This window comes from Selenomonas sp. ND2010 (assembly GCF_000702005.1).
In the GTDB taxonomy this organism is placed as follows: domain Bacteria; phylum Bacillota; class Negativicutes; order Selenomonadales; family Selenomonadaceae; genus Selenomonas_A.
This window is the reverse complement of sequence record NZ_JNKI01000008.1, coordinates 14,942-31,770: the sequence shown is the minus strand read 5'-3', so window position 1 is coordinate 31,770 and position 16,829 is coordinate 14,942. Positions and strand designations below refer to the sequence as shown.

At 53.4% G+C, this 16,829-nt stretch carries 13 protein-coding genes, 1 riboswitch and 1 other annotated feature; of the genes, 12 read left to right on the top strand and 1 reads right to left on the bottom strand.

Going from position 1 to position 16,829, the window contains the following annotated elements; genetic code table 11:
- Positions 1 to 61: 61 nt before the first annotated feature.
- Positions 62 to 724 carry a zinc-ribbon domain-containing protein gene (locus T504_RS0103930; protein ID WP_033169766.1) on the bottom strand — a complete coding sequence of 221 codons (663 nt, stop codon included), beginning with the start codon at positions 722 to 724 and terminating at the stop codon, positions 62 to 64.
- A 217-nt stretch (positions 725 to 941) separates the two neighbouring features.
- Here T504_RS0103930 and T504_RS0103925 point away from each other — a divergent pair, with 217 nt between their 5' ends.
- The 12 genes from T504_RS0103925 to pheT all read left to right on the top strand — a co-directional run bounded on the left by T504_RS0103925 (position 942) and on the right by pheT (position 16,821).
- Positions 942 to 1,496, top strand: a complete 555-nt coding sequence (locus T504_RS0103925) for a hypothetical protein (RefSeq protein WP_033169765.1) — start codon at positions 942 to 944, stop codon at positions 1,494 to 1,496.
- Between the two features lie 42 nt (positions 1,497 to 1,538).
- On the top strand, positions 1,539 to 2,105 hold the full coding sequence (locus T504_RS0103920) for a biotin transporter BioY (protein ID WP_081823369.1): 567 nt from the start codon (positions 1,539 to 1,541) through the stop codon (positions 2,103 to 2,105).
- Between the two features lie 2 nt (positions 2,106 to 2,107).
- Complete coding sequence (locus T504_RS0103915) at positions 2,108 to 3,256, top strand: acetyl-CoA C-acyltransferase (protein WP_033169764.1); 1,149 nt, start codon at positions 2,108 to 2,110, stop codon at positions 3,254 to 3,256.
- Positions 3,253 to 4,647 carry an AMP-binding protein gene (locus tag T504_RS0103910; RefSeq protein ID WP_051635189.1) on the top strand — a complete coding sequence of 465 codons (1,395 nt, stop codon included), beginning with the start codon at positions 3,253 to 3,255 and terminating at the stop codon, positions 4,645 to 4,647. The genes T504_RS0103915 and T504_RS0103910 overlap by 4 nt, the downstream gene beginning before the upstream one ends.
- Before the next feature lie 5 nt (positions 4,648 to 4,652).
- Positions 4,653 to 4,840: riboswitch (cobalamin riboswitch) on the top strand.
- A 353-nt stretch (positions 4,841 to 5,193) separates the two neighbouring features.
- The gene (locus T504_RS0103900) at positions 5,194 to 7,389 is read left to right on the top strand and encodes a methylmalonyl-CoA mutase family protein (protein ID WP_033169762.1); all 2,196 of its coding nucleotides are present in this window, start codon (positions 5,194 to 5,196) and stop codon (positions 7,387 to 7,389) included.
- Positions 7,389 to 9,590: a methylmalonyl-CoA mutase gene (gene scpA / locus T504_RS0103895; protein WP_033169761.1), complete on the top strand. Its 2,202-nt coding sequence runs from the start codon at positions 7,389 to 7,391 to the stop codon at positions 9,588 to 9,590. The genes T504_RS0103900 and scpA overlap by 1 nt, the downstream gene beginning before the upstream one ends.
- A 13-nt stretch (positions 9,591 to 9,603) precedes the next feature.
- A complete protein-coding gene (meaB, locus tag T504_RS0103890) occupies positions 9,604 to 10,806 on the top strand; it encodes a methylmalonyl Co-A mutase-associated GTPase MeaB (protein ID WP_033169760.1) in 1,203 nt (400 codons plus the stop codon).
- A gap of 2 nt (positions 10,807 to 10,808) precedes the next feature.
- A complete protein-coding gene (locus T504_RS0103885) occupies positions 10,809 to 11,336 on the top strand; it encodes a peptide-methionine (S)-S-oxide reductase (protein WP_033169759.1) in 528 nt (175 codons plus the stop codon).
- 394 nt (positions 11,337 to 11,730) lie between these two features.
- Positions 11,731 to 12,342, top strand: coding sequence for a hypothetical protein (locus T504_RS0103880; protein WP_033169758.1), 612 nt, complete (start codon positions 11,731 to 11,733; stop codon positions 12,340 to 12,342).
- A 76-nt stretch (positions 12,343 to 12,418) separates the two neighbouring features.
- A complete protein-coding gene (locus T504_RS0103875; RefSeq protein WP_033169757.1) occupies positions 12,419 to 13,033 on the top strand; it encodes a hypothetical protein in 615 nt (204 codons plus the stop codon).
- Between the two features lie 64 nt (positions 13,034 to 13,097).
- Positions 13,098 to 13,291: a binding site (T-box leader), on the top strand.
- Positions 13,292 to 13,341: 50 nt separating this feature from the next.
- The gene (pheS, locus tag T504_RS0103870) at positions 13,342 to 14,367 is read left to right on the top strand and encodes a phenylalanine--tRNA ligase subunit alpha (protein WP_033169756.1); all 1,026 of its coding nucleotides are present in this window, start codon (positions 13,342 to 13,344) and stop codon (positions 14,365 to 14,367) included.
- Positions 14,368 to 14,385: 18 nt separating this feature from the next.
- Positions 14,386 to 16,821: a phenylalanine--tRNA ligase subunit beta gene (pheT, locus tag T504_RS0103865; RefSeq protein WP_033169755.1), complete on the top strand. Its 2,436-nt coding sequence runs from the start codon at positions 14,386 to 14,388 to the stop codon at positions 16,819 to 16,821.
- The last annotated feature ends 8 nt before the right edge of the window (positions 16,822 to 16,829 follow it).

Below are 16,829 nucleotides of genomic sequence, written 5' to 3'. Positions count from 1 at the left end.
GAAAAAGAAAACAAGCCTCTGCCGATGGGGCAGAAGCTTGTGGGGATAGAAAGGACAAGTTTTAGCTGATGGTGCCGGTTAGGCTGATGTCCTGACCGCTGATGGGTTTCCATTCGGTATTGTCGGTATAGTGGAGGTAGATGACTTTGGCGCGAAATTTTTGACCGTTGTCAAAGCCATGAAGCGTCCAGACTACGGTGCTTTTCAGAGTTTCGCCTGGTGCAATGGGAACGTCGCCGCTGCCGTGGTAACAGGAAGCATCGTTGGTACTGCTTTTTACCAAAGTCCCGTTGCTGTCGAACGCATATACAACGATACGGTATCTATCAATGGTCTTTTCGGCATCGGTGTTGCGAATGTCCAGATGCAGTTTGGGTTCGCCCCAAGAGCTTTTTTGGATTCGAATGCCATCCAGGGATATTTGGGGTGTGTTGGACGCTGATTGCGACTCTTTGGCGGGCTTAGGTGCTTGTTTTTGCTGCTGCTGTTCTTCTGCGGCTGGCTGAGCTCCAGACTGTGCGGCAAGTTTTCGGTTGTGGACTTGGATGGAGCCGAAGATGAGAACGATGACAAGCAGGATAGCGAGAATGATTTTGGAGGATATGGAAGGTGAGCTGCTGGGCAGAGGGACTTTGCGAATTGGATTATCCGTAATTGGGGTCCCACACTTTTTGCAAAAGTGGGCATTATCGGGGAGCTGCTCACCACAATTTTTACAGAACATAACGAAACACTCCTTATAAAATAGAATCCATAGTTAAACGTAGCACTTTAGATTAAAAATAACCCTTGAAAAACCTTAAAAGTTTTTTGGAAAAAGGCAGAAAGGGCAAATTCTTGCCAAAATGTCCGTGAAAAACATTGGTTAACCCAAAAGAAAACAATAAGTTGACGATAGGAGCAAAGGTGTTTATAATGAAACATGTTTGCAGGAGGCAATTATGGAACAAAATCATTTTCGTGAACTGGCGCGGTCGTTGTCCTGTTTGCAAGGCGGGCGATTTGCTGGTGCAGTTATCATGCGAGCGGATTGGCAGGTGACGGATGGTGAAAGGGAACCGTCGCCTGGGTTACAGGTGTTAAAGGATCGGCATGGACTCTTTATGGTGCGCTGTGTGGTTGACAACGAAGTGCTTAGCGTAACGATGCTATTAGGTCGTCAAGCGGAAAACTCGTTTGACCAGTCAAGTTTGACAAGTCAATGGACCGGTCAAACGGACTGGTCTATTGACTTGTCAACTTGGCGGGTAGCAGCGACGGATATCCTGGCGTTTACGGCTGATGTAGGGGATACGAATTGGATTCATCAAGGGGAACGGCCGGTTATCCCCGGCTTGCTGCTCATGGAGAAACTTCTGGCCAAGTGTCCGGCTGCAACAAGACAGTTGTCGCTGCGGTTTTATCATGCGATGTTTGCCGGTGCCGTTTCGATTGACTGGCGGACGGGAAAATTTTTTCAGCGGGAGAGAATGACAGCGGCTTTCCATTGGCAGTAAGTAGGCTTTATTTTGGAATTTCTATAAAGGCAGGTTTTTGAGATGCAGAAAGATACAAGTATGATGTTGACAGAAGAGAAATTTACGGTGCGGCAGATGACGAAAATGGCACTTTGCCTAGCGTTCTGCTGCGTTTCCGCTTTTATTTCGTTTCCTTTGCCGTTTACGCCAGGTTTGGTGACGGCGCTGACCATTGCACTTACGGTGACGGCGCTGGTTCTGCCACCGAAACTGACATTTGTGACAATTGCGGCGTACGTGTTTTTAGGAGCAATTGGTTTGCCGGTGTTCCCCGGCGGCATGGGCGGCTTGGGGCGTCTGTTAGGCCCGACGGGTGGTTTTTATTTTGGCTGGCCGTTTGTCTGCCTGCTCGTCAGCCTGCTCAAGGGAAAGGCGATTTCGTTTCGCCGTTATGCATGGGTAGCAGTGATTGTTGGTGTGCCGCTTACTTATGTCGGCGGTTTGATTTCGATGATGCTTGTCATGAAGGTTGGCCTTTGGCAGGGGCTCATCATGGCCGTGTTTCCGTTCATTCCCGGCGATATTATGAAGGCACTTTTGGCAGCGTTTATCGGTGTGCGCGTCAATAAGATGCTTGAGAATCTTTGAGCATGAAAGAGGTATACGTACTGGCTGCCCTGCGGACGCCAATCGTCGGGAAGAATGGACGATTTAAGACGATACGTCCCGAGGTGTTTGGCGCTGAGGTGGTAACGTCGCTGCTGCAGCGGTGTGAACTAACGACCGTTGATGGCATTTTGGGCGGCAATGCCGTGGGAACAGGAGGGAACATCACACGGCTCATGGCGTTATTAGCGGGGCTGCCTGATGTGGTTCCAGCTTGCACGATCGATATGCAATGTGCGTCGGCAGCTGCCGCACTGTCGTTGGCGTACGCGAAAGTGGCTAGTGGGCAAGGGGAGATATGGCTCGCGGGCGGCATGGAAAGTTCGTCGCTGCAGCCACTGCGGCGGTACGCGATGGCAGATGAACGCTATGGATTGGCGCCAAATGGCGATGGGGTGTACTATACGGCGCAGTTTGCACCCGGTGATATGAAGCCCGATACGATGCTTCGCGGTGCGGAGCGCGTAGCAGAGGCGGAAGGGATAACGCGCGCGCAGTTGGAAAAATGGGTGCTGCGCTCGCATGCGCGGGCAGCAGCTGCTGCAAAGGCAGGTGTCCTGAAGGATGTGATTGTGCCGATTCAAGGGTGGTCACAGGATGATGGCATTCGTCCGCGCATGAATCAGTGCCTGCTCGATCGTTTGCCACTGCTTTTGGGAGCGGGCACGACGCTTACGGCAGGGTCTGCCTGCTGTATCAATGATGGAGCAGCCTTTGCCGTGTTGGCTTCGGGGGATTATGTGCGGCGGCGGGGGATAAGGCCGCTGGCGCGTATCGTGGGAACGGCATCGGTGGGAGGGAGTCCCGACCAAAGTCCGCGCGGGGCGATGCGCACGGCCGATGTTTTGCTCGGGCGGTTGGGGTGGCGCTATGAGGCGTTACAGGCCATCGAGTTTAACGAGGCCTTTGCGGTCATTGATGTGCTGTTCGAGCGCGCGCATCCAGATTGTGTGGCAAGGTATAACCGTTTGGGCGGAGCTTTGGCCTATGGCCATCCGTACGGGGCATCGGGGGCGATTTTGCTGGTGCATCTTATCAAGTCGCTGCAGACAGTTGGCGGTGGTAGGGGGATATTGTCGATTGCCGGTGCTGGCGGCATGGGCGAAGCGATTGCATTGGAGCTGGTAAAATGAATTATTATGAGTTGCTGCAAAAATGGGTGACAAGTCAGCCGGAGAAACTGTTTCTGATCGTGGATGAATCGAAATGGAGTTATCAAAGGTTTGGGGCGGTGGTTAAGCACTTGGTCGGTCAAATGTCAGAACACCTAGTAAAGCAACTGACTGGGGCAGATGTTTTACTGTTAGCGGATACGTTTGCTGGCCAATTGGCGGGCTTTCTAGCTTTGCAGGCGGTACAGGCACGACCGATTCTGCTGCATCATGGACTGTCAGAACGTGAGGTGCAGGATATCCTGCAGGACAATCACTTGCAAGGCTTGTTGAAGATTAGCGGCTCCATGGACCCGTCTGAGTTTACTCTGTCTTTTGAACCGATGGCACAGGATGCGTTCCAACATGAAGCGTTGGATATTTTGGGGGTGCTCAGTTCTGGTTCGACTGGGACGCCAAAGGTCATGTATCGCACGTATGAGAGCTGGGCGGGTTTTTTCCCTGTGCAGAATCCGATTTTTCATGTGAGTCAGGAGACGCGATTGTTTTTGCAGGGGAGTTTGAGCTTTACGGGCAATCTCAATTCGCTGCTCGCGGTCCTCTATGAAGGGGGCAGTCTTATCACAAGTGAGACGATGCACTGCCGCCGCTGGGGAAAGCTTATGCAAAAATGGGCCGTGGACGTGATTTACCTGATTCCTACGAAACTGCAACTGCTTTCGGCTGCGCTGAAGGAGTCTTTGCCACAGGTGCAGTCACTGTTTACGGGATCGCAGCTGCTGACTGCGCGCAATATCCGCGATTTGCAGCGGCTTTTGCCGCAGGCAGAACTCATCCTCTACTATGGGGCAAGTGAGCTCAATTATATCACCTATGCAATTTGTAACGAGGCTGGTCGTGACAGCCGCAATCTTGGACGGCCGTTCCCAGGAATTGGCGTAACGGTACACGATGGCCTTATCTATGTCGATACACCTTACCATGTGAGCGGCGTGAAGATTCCCTTTTCGGTCAAGGATACGGGGTATCTGAATGAAAAAGGGGAGTTGATTTTTGAAGGGCGTCGTGATGCTTGGGTGAATAAAGGCGGTGTCAAAATTAGTACACTGCGGTTGGAAAATAATCTGCAGGCGATAGCTGGTATCCGCGAAGCGGTGGTGTTGCCCTGTGCCGATAAATTGCGCGGCAGTACGCTGGCGGCTTTTATTGTTCCGGATGAGGGTGCTGAGGAGTCTGCTTTGCGGCGGGAAATTCGAAGGTCGTTAAAGCCAGTTGAGATTCCCAGCGTCCTTTGTTTCCTGACAAAAATGCCGTTAAATGACCGCGGTAAGGTAAATCGTCGTACATTGCGGGAAAAATTGGAAAATTATTTGACAATAAGCGAAAACAATAGTAAAATAAGTGTCAGTTAAAAAAGAATATTGCGATTGGATCAGGTGTCGAAAGACTTAATAGGGAAGCCGGTAAAGTCCGGCGCGGTCCCGCCACTGTAACAGGGAGCGACTTTGCAAGATATGTCACTGGAGAGGGAGAAAGCCTCTTTGGGAAGGCGCAGAGGAGCGATGAACTGGAGCCAGGAGAACTGCCTGATTGACGATCACCGTTTGACCTGCGAGCGATGGGGATGGGGATCTTGGACGATTTGGTTTAGAAAGAGTCAGGCTTTTACCTGACCGTTAGAACTGAATGTTTTTCAAGATGAGCCCGTTTCCGCAAGCCGCAGGAAATGGGCTCATTGTGGTATGTATTCTCGCTGTTCTTGACTTTAGGCGAAAGGTTTTTCCTCATGGAATCTTCTGTGGGGAGAAAATTGCTCATACATTTCATTCAGTTCTATGTATTGGCTGCCTTTGTTGCAGCAAGGGTCTCGATTTGTGGAAGGATCGAGACCCTTCTTTTTTTGCCTGGGCGGATGAAATGGAGCATATATTATTCTACCTTTAAAGGGGGAAATGTATATGAGTAATGAAACAAAGACACAGACAGAGTCGGAACTCGACCTGCAGGCTATCTTGAAGAAAGCCGAGCAGCAGACCGAGTTCCCCGATGTACCGCTCGACGAGTTTACGCCGCCGACGTATGAGGAGTGGAAGGAGAACTGTATTACGCTCCTGAAGGGAGCACCCTTTGAAAAGAAGATGTTCACGAAAACCTACGAGGGCATAACGTTTGACCCGATGTACTTCCGCAATACGACCGAGGAAATCCTTCCACGCACGTCTTTCCCCGGCATGGATGATTTCCTGCGCGGCTCGCGTCCCAATGGCTATATCAAGTCGCCCTGGGGGATTGCGCAGGCCTGCGACGAGACGATGCCGGCAGAGAACAATGAGCTGTTAAAATACGAGCGGGAAAAAGGCTCGACGATTTATCATATCAAACTTGACCAGTCAACATTGACCGGTCAGGATGCGCGTCAGGCAGAAAAGCCGGGCGATGAGGGCTGCAGCCTGACGACGCTGGATGATTTGCATGTACTGCTCGATGGACTGAAACTTGACGAGCATCCGCTGTATATCTATGCGGGGCAGACGGCACTGCCGCTGCTTTCGATGGTGGCGGCGGTGCGCCGGGCATCGGGCAAGGATATGCAGGCGGTTCGCGGCTTTATCGGTGCTGACCCGATTGGCGAGCTGGCGGAGCGCGGTACGCTTGCGGCAACGCTCAGCGACCGCTATGATGAGCTGGCGGAGTGTGCGAAATGGGCTATCGCCAATGCGCCGGAGCTGCGCACGATTATGGTCCGCAGCGATGTCTACAGCCGCGGCGGTGCCAATGATATCCAGGAGGCATCCTATACGATTGACACGGCAGTCACTTATCTGCGGGAGCTGCAAAAACGGGGCCTTTCGATTGATGAGGCGGCCAGCCAGATCATGTTCGGTTTTTCGATGGGGGCCAATTTCTTCCTGCAGATTGCGAAGCTCCGCGCGATGCGGCCCATCTGGGCGCAGATCATCGCGGCCTTTGGCGGCAGTACCGAGTCCCAGCGCATGCATGTCCATGCCCGGCCGGCATTGTTCTTCAAGACGGTCTATGATCCCTATGTCAATATGCTGCGCAACACGACAGAAATCTTTTCGGGGGTTGTCGGCGGTATCGATTCGTTTGAGAATGCACCGTTTGATGAGCCGATTCGCAAGGGCGACGTGTTCTCGCGCCGCATTGCGCGTAACGTGCAGATTATCCTGCAGGAAGAGTTCGGTCTCTTGCAGCCAATCGATCCGGCCGGTGGTTCGTGGGCGGTGGAGTCGCTGACGAAACAGGTCAAGGAAAAGATCTGGGAGGCCTTCCAGACGGTGGAGGGTGCAGGCGGTATTGTCGAGGCGCTGAAGGCTGGCAAGCCGCAGCAGGCCATCGGCGAGGTGCTGGCTGAGCGGTTCAAGAATGCCGAGCTCAGGCGCGACCGCATTGTCGGTAACAATATGTACCCGAATATGACGGAGAAACTTCTCGACCCGCGCACCGAGGATTGGGCCGAAAATAAAAAAGCGCGTACCGAGGCCATCGAAGCGTATCTGGCCGATATCGACGGCAAGTATCGCGCGGAGAAACTCGCGGCCCTGTCGAAAGCCCAAACAGACCGGGTGACGGCAGCTATCGCGGCTGCCGAGGCTGGGGCAACTCTGCCGGAGCTTTGGGCAGCACTGCCAAAGACTGATGAGGTGCCAAGTGTCGAGAAAATCACGCCGCACCGCTGGAGTGAACGCTTTGAGGCCCTGCGTCACCGCACGGAAAAATACGCAGCCGACAAGGGGGATAACGTGCGCATTTTCCTGGCGAATATGGGGCCGATTCCGCAGCATAAGGCAAGGGCGGACTTTACCACAGGCTTTTTGCAGGTCGGGGCTTTTGAGGTCTTGCGCAACGATGGTTTCAAGACGACCGATGAAGCGGCGGCCGCCGCAGCCGAGTCCGGGGCGGATGCCGTGGTCATCTGTTCGACCGATGCGACCTATCCGGAAATCGTTCCCGATTTAGCACCAAAACTTCATAAGGCGCTGCCAGCGGCTACGGTCTATCTGGCCGGTGCCGCACCGAAAGAATTGCTCGAAACGTACAACGCGGCGGGCATTGACGATTACATTTCGGTACGGGCCAATTGTTACAAAATCCTGCAGTTCCTGCAGCAGAAGAAAGGAATGATGGCATAATGGCAGCGTTCAAGAATCCGGATTTTACGAGCATGAATCTGCGGGAGGCACCGCAGCACACGAAAGAAGAATGGCAGAAACTCTTTGAACAGCAGGTCAGCGCCAGCTATGACGAAATGACGGCGCGCACGATGGAGCATATTCCGGTCAAGCCCTTTTACAACCACGAGGAATACGACCACATGAATCATCTCGATTTTGCCAGTGGCATTCCGCCCTGCCTGCGCGGGCCGTATTCGACGATGTACGTGTTCCGTCCCTGGACGGTCCGCCAGTATGCGGGCTTTTCGACGGCGGAGGAATCCAATGCGTTCTACCGCCGCAACTTGGCCGCCGGACAGAAGGGCCTCTCGATTGCCTTCGATTTGCCGACCCATCGCGGTTATGATGCCGATAATCCGCGCGTGCTCGGCGATGTTGGCAAAGCCGGCGTTTCGGTCTGCTCGATGCTCGATATGAACATCCTGTTTTCGGGCATTCCGCTCGACCAGATGTCGGTATCGATGACGATGAACGGTGCGGTGCTGCCAATCCTCGCGTTTTATATCCAGTCGGGTATCGAGCAGGGGGTTGACAAGTCAATCATGGCCGGCACCATCCAGAACGATATCCTCAAGGAATTTATGGTACGCAACACCTATATCTATCCGCCGGACATGTCCATGCGCATCATCGGCGATATCTTCGAATATACGACGAAGAACATGCCGAAGTTCAACAGCATTTCGATTTCGGGCTACCACATGCAGGAAGCTGGAGCAACGGCCGATATCGAGCTTGGCTACACGCTGGCCGATGGCCTCGAGTACCTGCGCACCGGCATCAATGCCGGGCTGGCGGTCGATGCCTTTGCAAAGCGCCTGTCGTTCTTCTGGGCGATTGGCAAGAACTACTTTATGGAAGTGGCCAAGATGCGCGCGGCGCGTGTACTCTGGGCCAAGATTGTCAAATCCTTTGGTGCCGAGAATCCAAAATCGATGGCGCTGCGCACGCACTGCCAGACCTCTGGCTGGTCGCTGACGGCGCAGGACCCGTTCAACAACATTTCACGTACCTGCATGGAGGCTATGGGCGCGGCGCTCGGTCATACCCAGTCGCTGCATACCAACGCGCTGGATGAGGCCATCGCCCTGCCGACGGACTTCTCGGCGCGCATTGCCCGCAATACCCAGCTCTACATCCAGGATGAGACGCGCGTCTGCAAGATCATCGATCCGTGGGGAGGCTCTTACTATGTCGAGGCTTTGACCAATGAAATCATCCGCCGGGCCTGGGCCCATATCCAGGAGGTCGAGTCGCTGGGCGGCATGGCCAAGGCCATCAGCACGGGGCTGCCGAAGATGCGCATCGAGGAGGCCGCGGCCCGCCGGCAGGCCAGAATCGACTCGGGCAATGAGACCATCGTCGGACTCAACAAATACCGTCTCGACAAGGAAGATCCGCTCGAAATCCTCGCGATTGACAATACAGCCGTACGTCAGGCGCAGATCGAGCGGCTCGAAAAATGCCGCCGCGAGCGCAACGACGACGATGTGCGCCGTGCGCTCGAGGCCATCACGAAGGCGGCGGACAGCCGCGACAACGGCAACTTGCTCGAATGCGCTGTCGAGGCCGCGCGCGTGCGCTGTACGCTCGGCGAGATTTCCGATGCGGTCGAGAAGGTTTCGGGACGCTATCAGGCGGTTATCCATACGATTTCGGGCGTTTACTCGTCGGAATTCACGAATAAGAGCGCACTCGACAAGGCGCGTCATATGGCTGATGAGTTCGAGGAGCTCACGGGCCGCCGGCCGCGTATCTTTGTGGCCAAGATGGGCCAGGATGGCCATGACCGCGGCCAGAAAGTCATTGCGTCAAGCTTTGCCGATATGGGCTGGGATGTCGATGTCGGGCCGCTGTTCCAGACGCCGGAAGAGACCGCCCAGGATGCTGTCGATAACGATGTGCACATGGTCGGCTTCAGCTCGCTGGCAGCGGGGCACAATACGCTCTTGCCGCAGCTCGTCGAGGAGCTCAAGAAACTCGGCCGCGAGGATATCATGGTCGCCATCGGCGGCGTAATCCCCGTGCAGGATTACGATTTCCTCTACGAGCATGGGGCAGTGGCCATCTTTGCGCCGGGCACGAACATCCCGGAGGCTGGCTGCAAGCTGCTGACGCTGCTCATCGACCGGGCGAAAGAAGAGCTCGCAGAAGCATAGGGAGGTAATACGCATGGCACAGAAATATTCGGTCAGCAAACCGAGCTGGGTGCCAGAAGAAAAGGATGAGAAATTTGCCTGCTCGGTCATGGGCGGCATCGAAGGCATCAAGGATACGACCGTCGGCAATATCAATCCGGCCATCCAAAGCGGCAGGCTAAAGCCCAAGCGGCGCATGGTGCTGACCGAGGAGGAATATGTCGAGGGCGTAGCAAACGGCGACCGCATGACGCTTTCGCGGGCCATTACGCTGATTGAAAGCAACAGTCCACGGCATTTTAAAAAGGCGCAGCGCGTGCTCCAGCGGCTCCTGCCGCGTACAGGCAAGGCCCTGCGCATCGGCATCACGGGCGTTCCCGGGGCCGGCAAGAGCACGATGATTGAGGCGCTGGGCAATATGCTCTGTGATGAGGGGCATCGCGTGGCCATCCTGACTGTCGACCCGACGAGTTCAGTCACCAAGGGCTCCATCCTTGGGGACAAGACGCGCATGGGAACGCTGTCGCGCCGGCCTGAGGCCTTTATCCGCCCCTCGCCGGCGGGCGGGACACTGGGGGGAGTGGCCCGCAAGAGCCGTGAGACCATGCTGATGTGTGAAGCTGCCGGGTATGACATCATCCTCATCGAGACCGTAGGCGTCGGCCAGTCAGAAACGACGGTGCGGTCGATGGTGGATTTCTTCATGCTCGTCGTGCTGACCGGCGCTGGGGATGAACTGCAAGGCATCAAGAAGGGGATTATGGAACTGGCCGATGCCATCGTCATCAACAAGGCCGATGGCGATAACCTCGTCAAGGCCAAGGTGGCCCGCGGTGAATTTGAGCGCATGATCGAATACATCCGCCCGGCTACTCCAGGCTGGCCCACCCATGCCTATCTGGCATCGGCCATCGAAAAGACCGGTCTCAAGGAACTTTGGGAGGTCATGCAGGCCTTTGAGCAGATGACCAAGAAAAGCGGTGTTTTCCAAAAGCGCCGCGATGGCCAGCTGCTCGACTGGATGCACAGCATGATCGATGAACATCTGCACAACCTGTTTCTCGAAGATCCGGTCATCAAGGGCCGGATGCCCGAGGTAAAGGACGCGGTCCTTGACGGCACGATTTCGCCGACGCAGGCAGTGGCCGAGCTCATCGGCATGTTTGATGTACAGCGGGCGGCCGCAAGGCAGGACGATTTGTTCCATCCGCGGGAAGAGAAGGGAGGCGGCCGTTAGGCATGTATACGAAAAAGATTTACTTTTCGGGGGGCGATTTCCACGAATTGCAGGCGATATTCACGGGCTTGCCCGGTGTCGTGTCCACGCGGACAGGCTACCTGACAGGAGAGGGTAACGACGATGAGGTGCATGGCATCGAAGTCGAGTACAATCCGAAAAAAGTGGATCTCTCCATGCTGATGGATATCCTGTTCGCCGTCGTGACACCATACCGTCCCGACGGCCAAGGCAAGGCGGTGGGCAAGGCTTTCCGGGCTGGTGTCTGGTACACCGATGCCGAAGACGAGCCACATCTGCAGTTTTACATGCACTTTTTGGCCAATCGCGGCAAAGCTCCGGCGGCAACAGCAGCTGGACTCACCATCAACGACCCTAACAGCAAAGCCGTGCGCAAATGCTACGCCAAAGCCACCCCGCTGAAAACTTTCCGCGAAGCCGCCGAAGAGCATCAAAACTATTTTGCCAAGCATCCCGACGCCGAATCGTTTATCGATTGGAAATCGTTTCGGGAGCAGGTGCGGTACTAGATAACGCAAAAGAGGATAAAAGAGCCGACAAGCAGAGTAGACGATTAGGCTGTATTGCTTGTCGGTTCTTTTTATGGAAAGAAATAGGAATGGGAACACGGATTTTAAATCTTGATGGCTTGTTTTGAGAATAATATAACATATAACGCAAAGTGGTTATAATGACCTTATGAATGGGGAATGTTTTTTACTATAAAATGTCGTATGAGGTCTAATAGGGAGGAATGTTGCACTTAATTTGGCAATTTATAGTGAAATCTTCTATGTAAAATCGTTTGGAAGTTTTTGGAAGAAGAGAAGGGATTTGTAGATGGATTGGAGAATTACTTCGAAGGGGGAAGATTTGAAGCGGAGGGAAGTTCGTGAATTTTTCTTTTAGAAAGGGGAGGAGTTTATGAAGAATGTTAAAAGTGTATTCTTTTTTTTGTTTGTAACGATATTTTCCACGTTATTGATTGGTTGTAAGTTGGGTGGGCTGATGGAAAATGATAAGGATTCCTCTTTAAAGGTAGCAACCTTTAAAGGGGAATCAACCGAGTTGACAGCAGGATTTCCTTTTGAGATGAGTACGAATAGCCAAAGGGAAGAAATACCAGAAGATGCCAAAGGATTTGTTACAACAATACAACGTTTTCAAGGAAATAGCCAAGACATGGTAGTTAATGTGATTTCTACAAATTACAAAAAAGAATTATTTGTAAAAATGTCAGAGAAAGAGCGGATGGAAGGGATAAAAGAAATTGTTGATGATGATATGAAGGCGATGAGAAAACAGAATAGTGTTCAAGATTTTCAAGAGAATAGACAGGAGACTACAATTCACGGAAATCCAGCGATTATCGCAATCGTAAGGTATAAGAATGCCGGAACTAGTATGGAAGGGAGATGTATGTATATTATAAAGCAGAATGAAACATGGGTGGTTATTTGTGAGTATAAAGCTTCCGATTCAACAATGAGAAATAAAGCAGAGGAAGTGCAGAAAAGTATAAGAATAAAGGAATAAAAATGTTTTTTATTCCTTTATGGACTGAGAAGTGAAATGATGATAAGTGAAGGGAAAATGCTTTGGGGGTGATGATATGATTAAATTGTTTATAAAACTTTCCACATTGATTATGGCTTTGATGTTTTCAACAGCGTCTTATGCACTGGCTGATGGGGCTCCGGCTGATTATACGGTTTGGGATAGAATGCCTGCTGAAGCTGCAGTTAATGTGAGAATAAAAATTGAGAATCCGTTAACGCTTTATGCGGCGCCTAATAGTGATAACGTAACGGGGAATATTTCTTCAGGAGAAATTGTGAATCGCATCTCTTGTGTAGTGTATACCCACCCCAATCGGCATGCCGTTCGAGTGGAAAAAACTGTGCAGGCGTATAAATATCAATCGGCATCATCTGAAAAAATAACGCTTTATCCGGGGACAATTATCTATTTGTTGCAGTACACAGGCGAGGGAACGTATCTCGGATACTGGAATGGGCAACTCCTTTGGTGGCTGGAAGGCTATAATATCAGAGGATTCAATACTGCGAATTCATATGCAGTTTGGGGAAGTTATATTGGTGAGGCAACAGATCGTTCCCTAGGTATTGATTTTTGGATGTGCCTTAGAAAGGCAGATGGAACGGTCGGCTGGGTTCATCCTAAGGAATACCCGCAAAGTACTTTCAAGTATTATTGGAAAGATTGATGTTTTTGACATGCTTCATGATGGCGATTTGCAAAATACGGCTATCTATGTTACACTTTAACGTATCGTGACGATGAAAAAGAAGAGTAGGCTTGCAGAGCATCTTTAGAGAGTTCCCGGCTGGTGGAAAGGGGACGGTGTGGTGGGTTGAAGTTCGCTTTGGAGTCTTTCGGAGGAAATGCCGGACGTAGGACTGCGTTAAAGTCATTTGAGTGAGAAATCAGGGTGGTACCGCGAATTTATGCCTTCGCCCCTCGTGCGCTGTTGCGCAAGGGGCGAAGGCTTTTTTGATAGTAGGAGGTTATTCGATGGAAGAGAAGATTGCACAGCTGAAGGCCGAAGCTGCCGCAGCCGTCAAGGGTGCTAGCGATGTGGCAGCCCTCAACGATATCCGCGTCAAATATCTGGGCAAGAAGGGCGAGTTTACCGCGATCCTGCGCGGCATGGGCAGCCTCAGCCCAGAGGAGCGTCCGAAAGTCGGCGCGATTGTCAACGCCGCCAAGGGCGAGATTGAAGCGCTCATCGGGGAGCAGAAGAAAACGCTTGAAGCTAAGGAACTCGAGGCACGTCTTGCCAGTGAGCGCATCGATGTGACGCTGCCGGGCCGCAATGTACCGATGGGGCATCTGCATCCGTTGACGCTGACACTGGAGCGCATCAAGGATATTTTCGTGCACATGGGCTTTAGCGTAGAAGAAGGTCCCGAGATTGAGCGCGACTACTTCAACTTTGAGGCGCTGAATCTGCCGAAGGATCATCCGGCCCGCGATATGCAGGATTCCTTCTATATCACGGAAGAGATTCTTATGCGTTCGCAGACGTCGCCGGTTCAGGCCCGCACAATGCAGGCTAGCGAACCGAATAAACCGATTCGCATGATTGCACCGGGCCGCGTGTATCGCCGCGATGAGTACGATGCTACGCATTCGCCGATGTTTACGCAGGTTGAGGGCCTGGTCATCGACGAGGGGATCAGCCTGGCGGACCTCAAGGGCACGCTGGAGCTGTTCCTGCATCAGATTTTCAACGAGAATGTCGGCGTCCGCTTCCGTCCGAGTTTCTTCCCATTCACGGAGCCGTCGGCTGAGGTCGATATTTCCTGTGTCATGTGCCACGGCGAAGGCTGCAAGGTCTGCAAGGGCACAGGCTGGCTTGAAATCCTCGGTGCCGGCATGGTTCATCCGCATGTCCTCGAGATGAGCGGCTACGATCCGAAGAAGGTCAGCGGTTTTGCGTTCGGCATGGGTGTTGAGCGTATCGCTATGCTGTCCTACGGCGTCGATGACCTGCGCTTGTTCTACGACAACGACATGCGTTTCCTGAGCCAGTTCTGAGATTGAGGAGGTTATACGATGCAGGTTTCCATTAAATGGCTGAACGATTACATTAAATTCAACGAGACGGCAGAAGAACTTGCCGATAAATATACGATGTCCGGCGTGCCGGTCGAAAACGTCATCCGCGCGGACGAAGGCCTTGACAAGGTCATTACGGGGCGGATTGAAAAACTCGAGGCACATCCGGATTCGGATCATCTGCAGATTTGCCAGATGAATGTGGGCGAAAAAGATCTCATCCAGATTATTACGGGTGCTCAGAATGTCAAAGAGGGCCAGATCGTGCCGGTGGCTATGATTGGCGCGCATCTGCCCAATGGCCTTCATATCAAGAAAGGCAAGCTGCGCGGCCTGCCGTCCAACGGCATGCTTTGCTCGGCCGATGAGCTCCACATGGATCTCGACAAACTGCCGGAGGAGCAGAAGAACGGCATCTACATCCTGCCGGCGGATACGCCAGTTGGCGTGCCGGCCAAAGATGTGCTGGGCCTTGACGATGTCGTGCTCGAGTTCGAGCTCACGGCCAACCGCGGCGACTGCTTCAGCGTTATGGGCCTCGTGCGCGAGGCGGCGGTACTCACGGGCAATGAGCCCCATTATCCGGAAATCAAGGTCAATGAGGACGATGAGGCCCAGGCGGCTGATATGATTAAAATCGGCATTGATGCCAAGGACCTCTGCGACCGTTTCTCGGCGCGCGTTCTGAAAAACGTCAAGATTGGCCCGTCGCCGGAGTGGATGCAGCAGCGCCTGGAGGGAGCTGGCATCCGCGCCATCAACAATGTCGTCGATGTCACGAATTTTGTCATGATCGAGCTCGGCCAGCCGATGCATGCCTACGACTATGATGAAATCAAGGGGCAGCAGCTGACGGCCCGCGTGGCTAAAGCGGGCGAGAACCTCCATACGCTCGATGATTCGTCGCGCGTGGCTAAGGGAACGGAGCTTGTCATTGCCGATGCTGAGAAGCCGGCAGGTCTCGCTGGTGTCATGGGCGGTCTCGAGACGGAAGTCACCGAGAAGACTACGACGGTTGTTCTCGAGGCAGCTTCGTTCTACGGTCCGAACATTCGCCGTACGTCACGCAGCTGCGGCCTGCATTCTGAGGCATCGGGCCGCTTCGAGCGCGGGGTCGATGTAACGAATACGCCGCGAGCTCTCGACCGTGCGGCCCAGCTCCTGCAGGAAATGGGCGCCTGCACGGTTACGAAGGGCATCGTCGATGTTTATCCGCAGCCGAAAGAGCCGGTCAAGATTGACTTCACGGCTGAGCAGATCAACAAGCGCCTGGGCACGAAGCTGGCTGGGGCTAAGATGGTCGAGATTCTCGAAAGCCTTGGCTTTGCCATCGAGGAGAAAGGCGCGGAGGTCTATACGGCTACGGTTCCGTCCTGGCGTAATGACTGCACCTATATGGAGGATCTTTCCGAGGAAGTTTCGCGCATCTATGGCTTTGATAATATCCTGTCGACGTCGCCGCGCGGCAGCATCATGCAGGGCCGTCAGAGCGATCGCCAGAACTTCATCGATAAAATCAAGCATGTGCTCGCCAGCCTTGGCATGACGGAGGAGCTGTCGTTCAGCTTCACGAGCACTGAGATGTTTGATAAGATGCAGGTGCCGGCCGATAGTCCGCTTCGCCAGGCTATCCCCATCATGAATCCGTTGACCGATGATGCACCGCTGGTCCGCACGAGCCTGCTGACGAGCATCATGGAAAATGCCGTGCGCAACTTTGCGCGCAAGAATACCGATATCCGCCTGTTCGACGTGGCGCCGGTATTCTTCCCGAAGGCCCTGCCGGTTACGGAGCTGCCCGATGAGGTCATCAAGCTGACTGGCCTTATCACGGGCCGTCGTCATCCGTTTGGCTGGAACCAGGGAAATGAGATGGTGGACTTCTACGATATGAAGGGCATCGTCGAGGAACTCTTCCAGGCGTTGTCGATTGCTGGTTATACGGTTGAGGCTGGCGAGCATTTCGCCCTGCATCCGGGCAAGACGGCCCTCTTCAAGAAGGGCCGCGAGGTAATCGCAACGGTCGGTGAGCTGCATCCGGCGGTGGCCGCGAACTTTGGCATCAAGCAGAAGGTCTATCTCTTCGAGATGGATGTCGAGACGCTGATGAAATACACGGCCAAGAATTTCCATTACGAATCGCTGCCGAAATATCCGGCTATCGCGCGGGACCTGGCCATCGTCGTCGACGAGACGGTCGCTGAAGGCGAAATCAAGGCTGTTATCGAGAAGAATGGTGGCAAATTCTTCTGCGGCGTGACGCTGTTTGATGTCTACACGGGCGAGCATGTTGCCGAGGGCAAGAAGAGCCTCGCGTTCAACCTCAAGTTCCAGTCCAAGGATAAAACGCTGACCGATGAGGAAGCCGATGCAGGCTTTAATAGCATCCTCAAAGCGGTCGAAGCGAAGTTCCACGCAGAACTTCGCGCATAAGAGGGGCA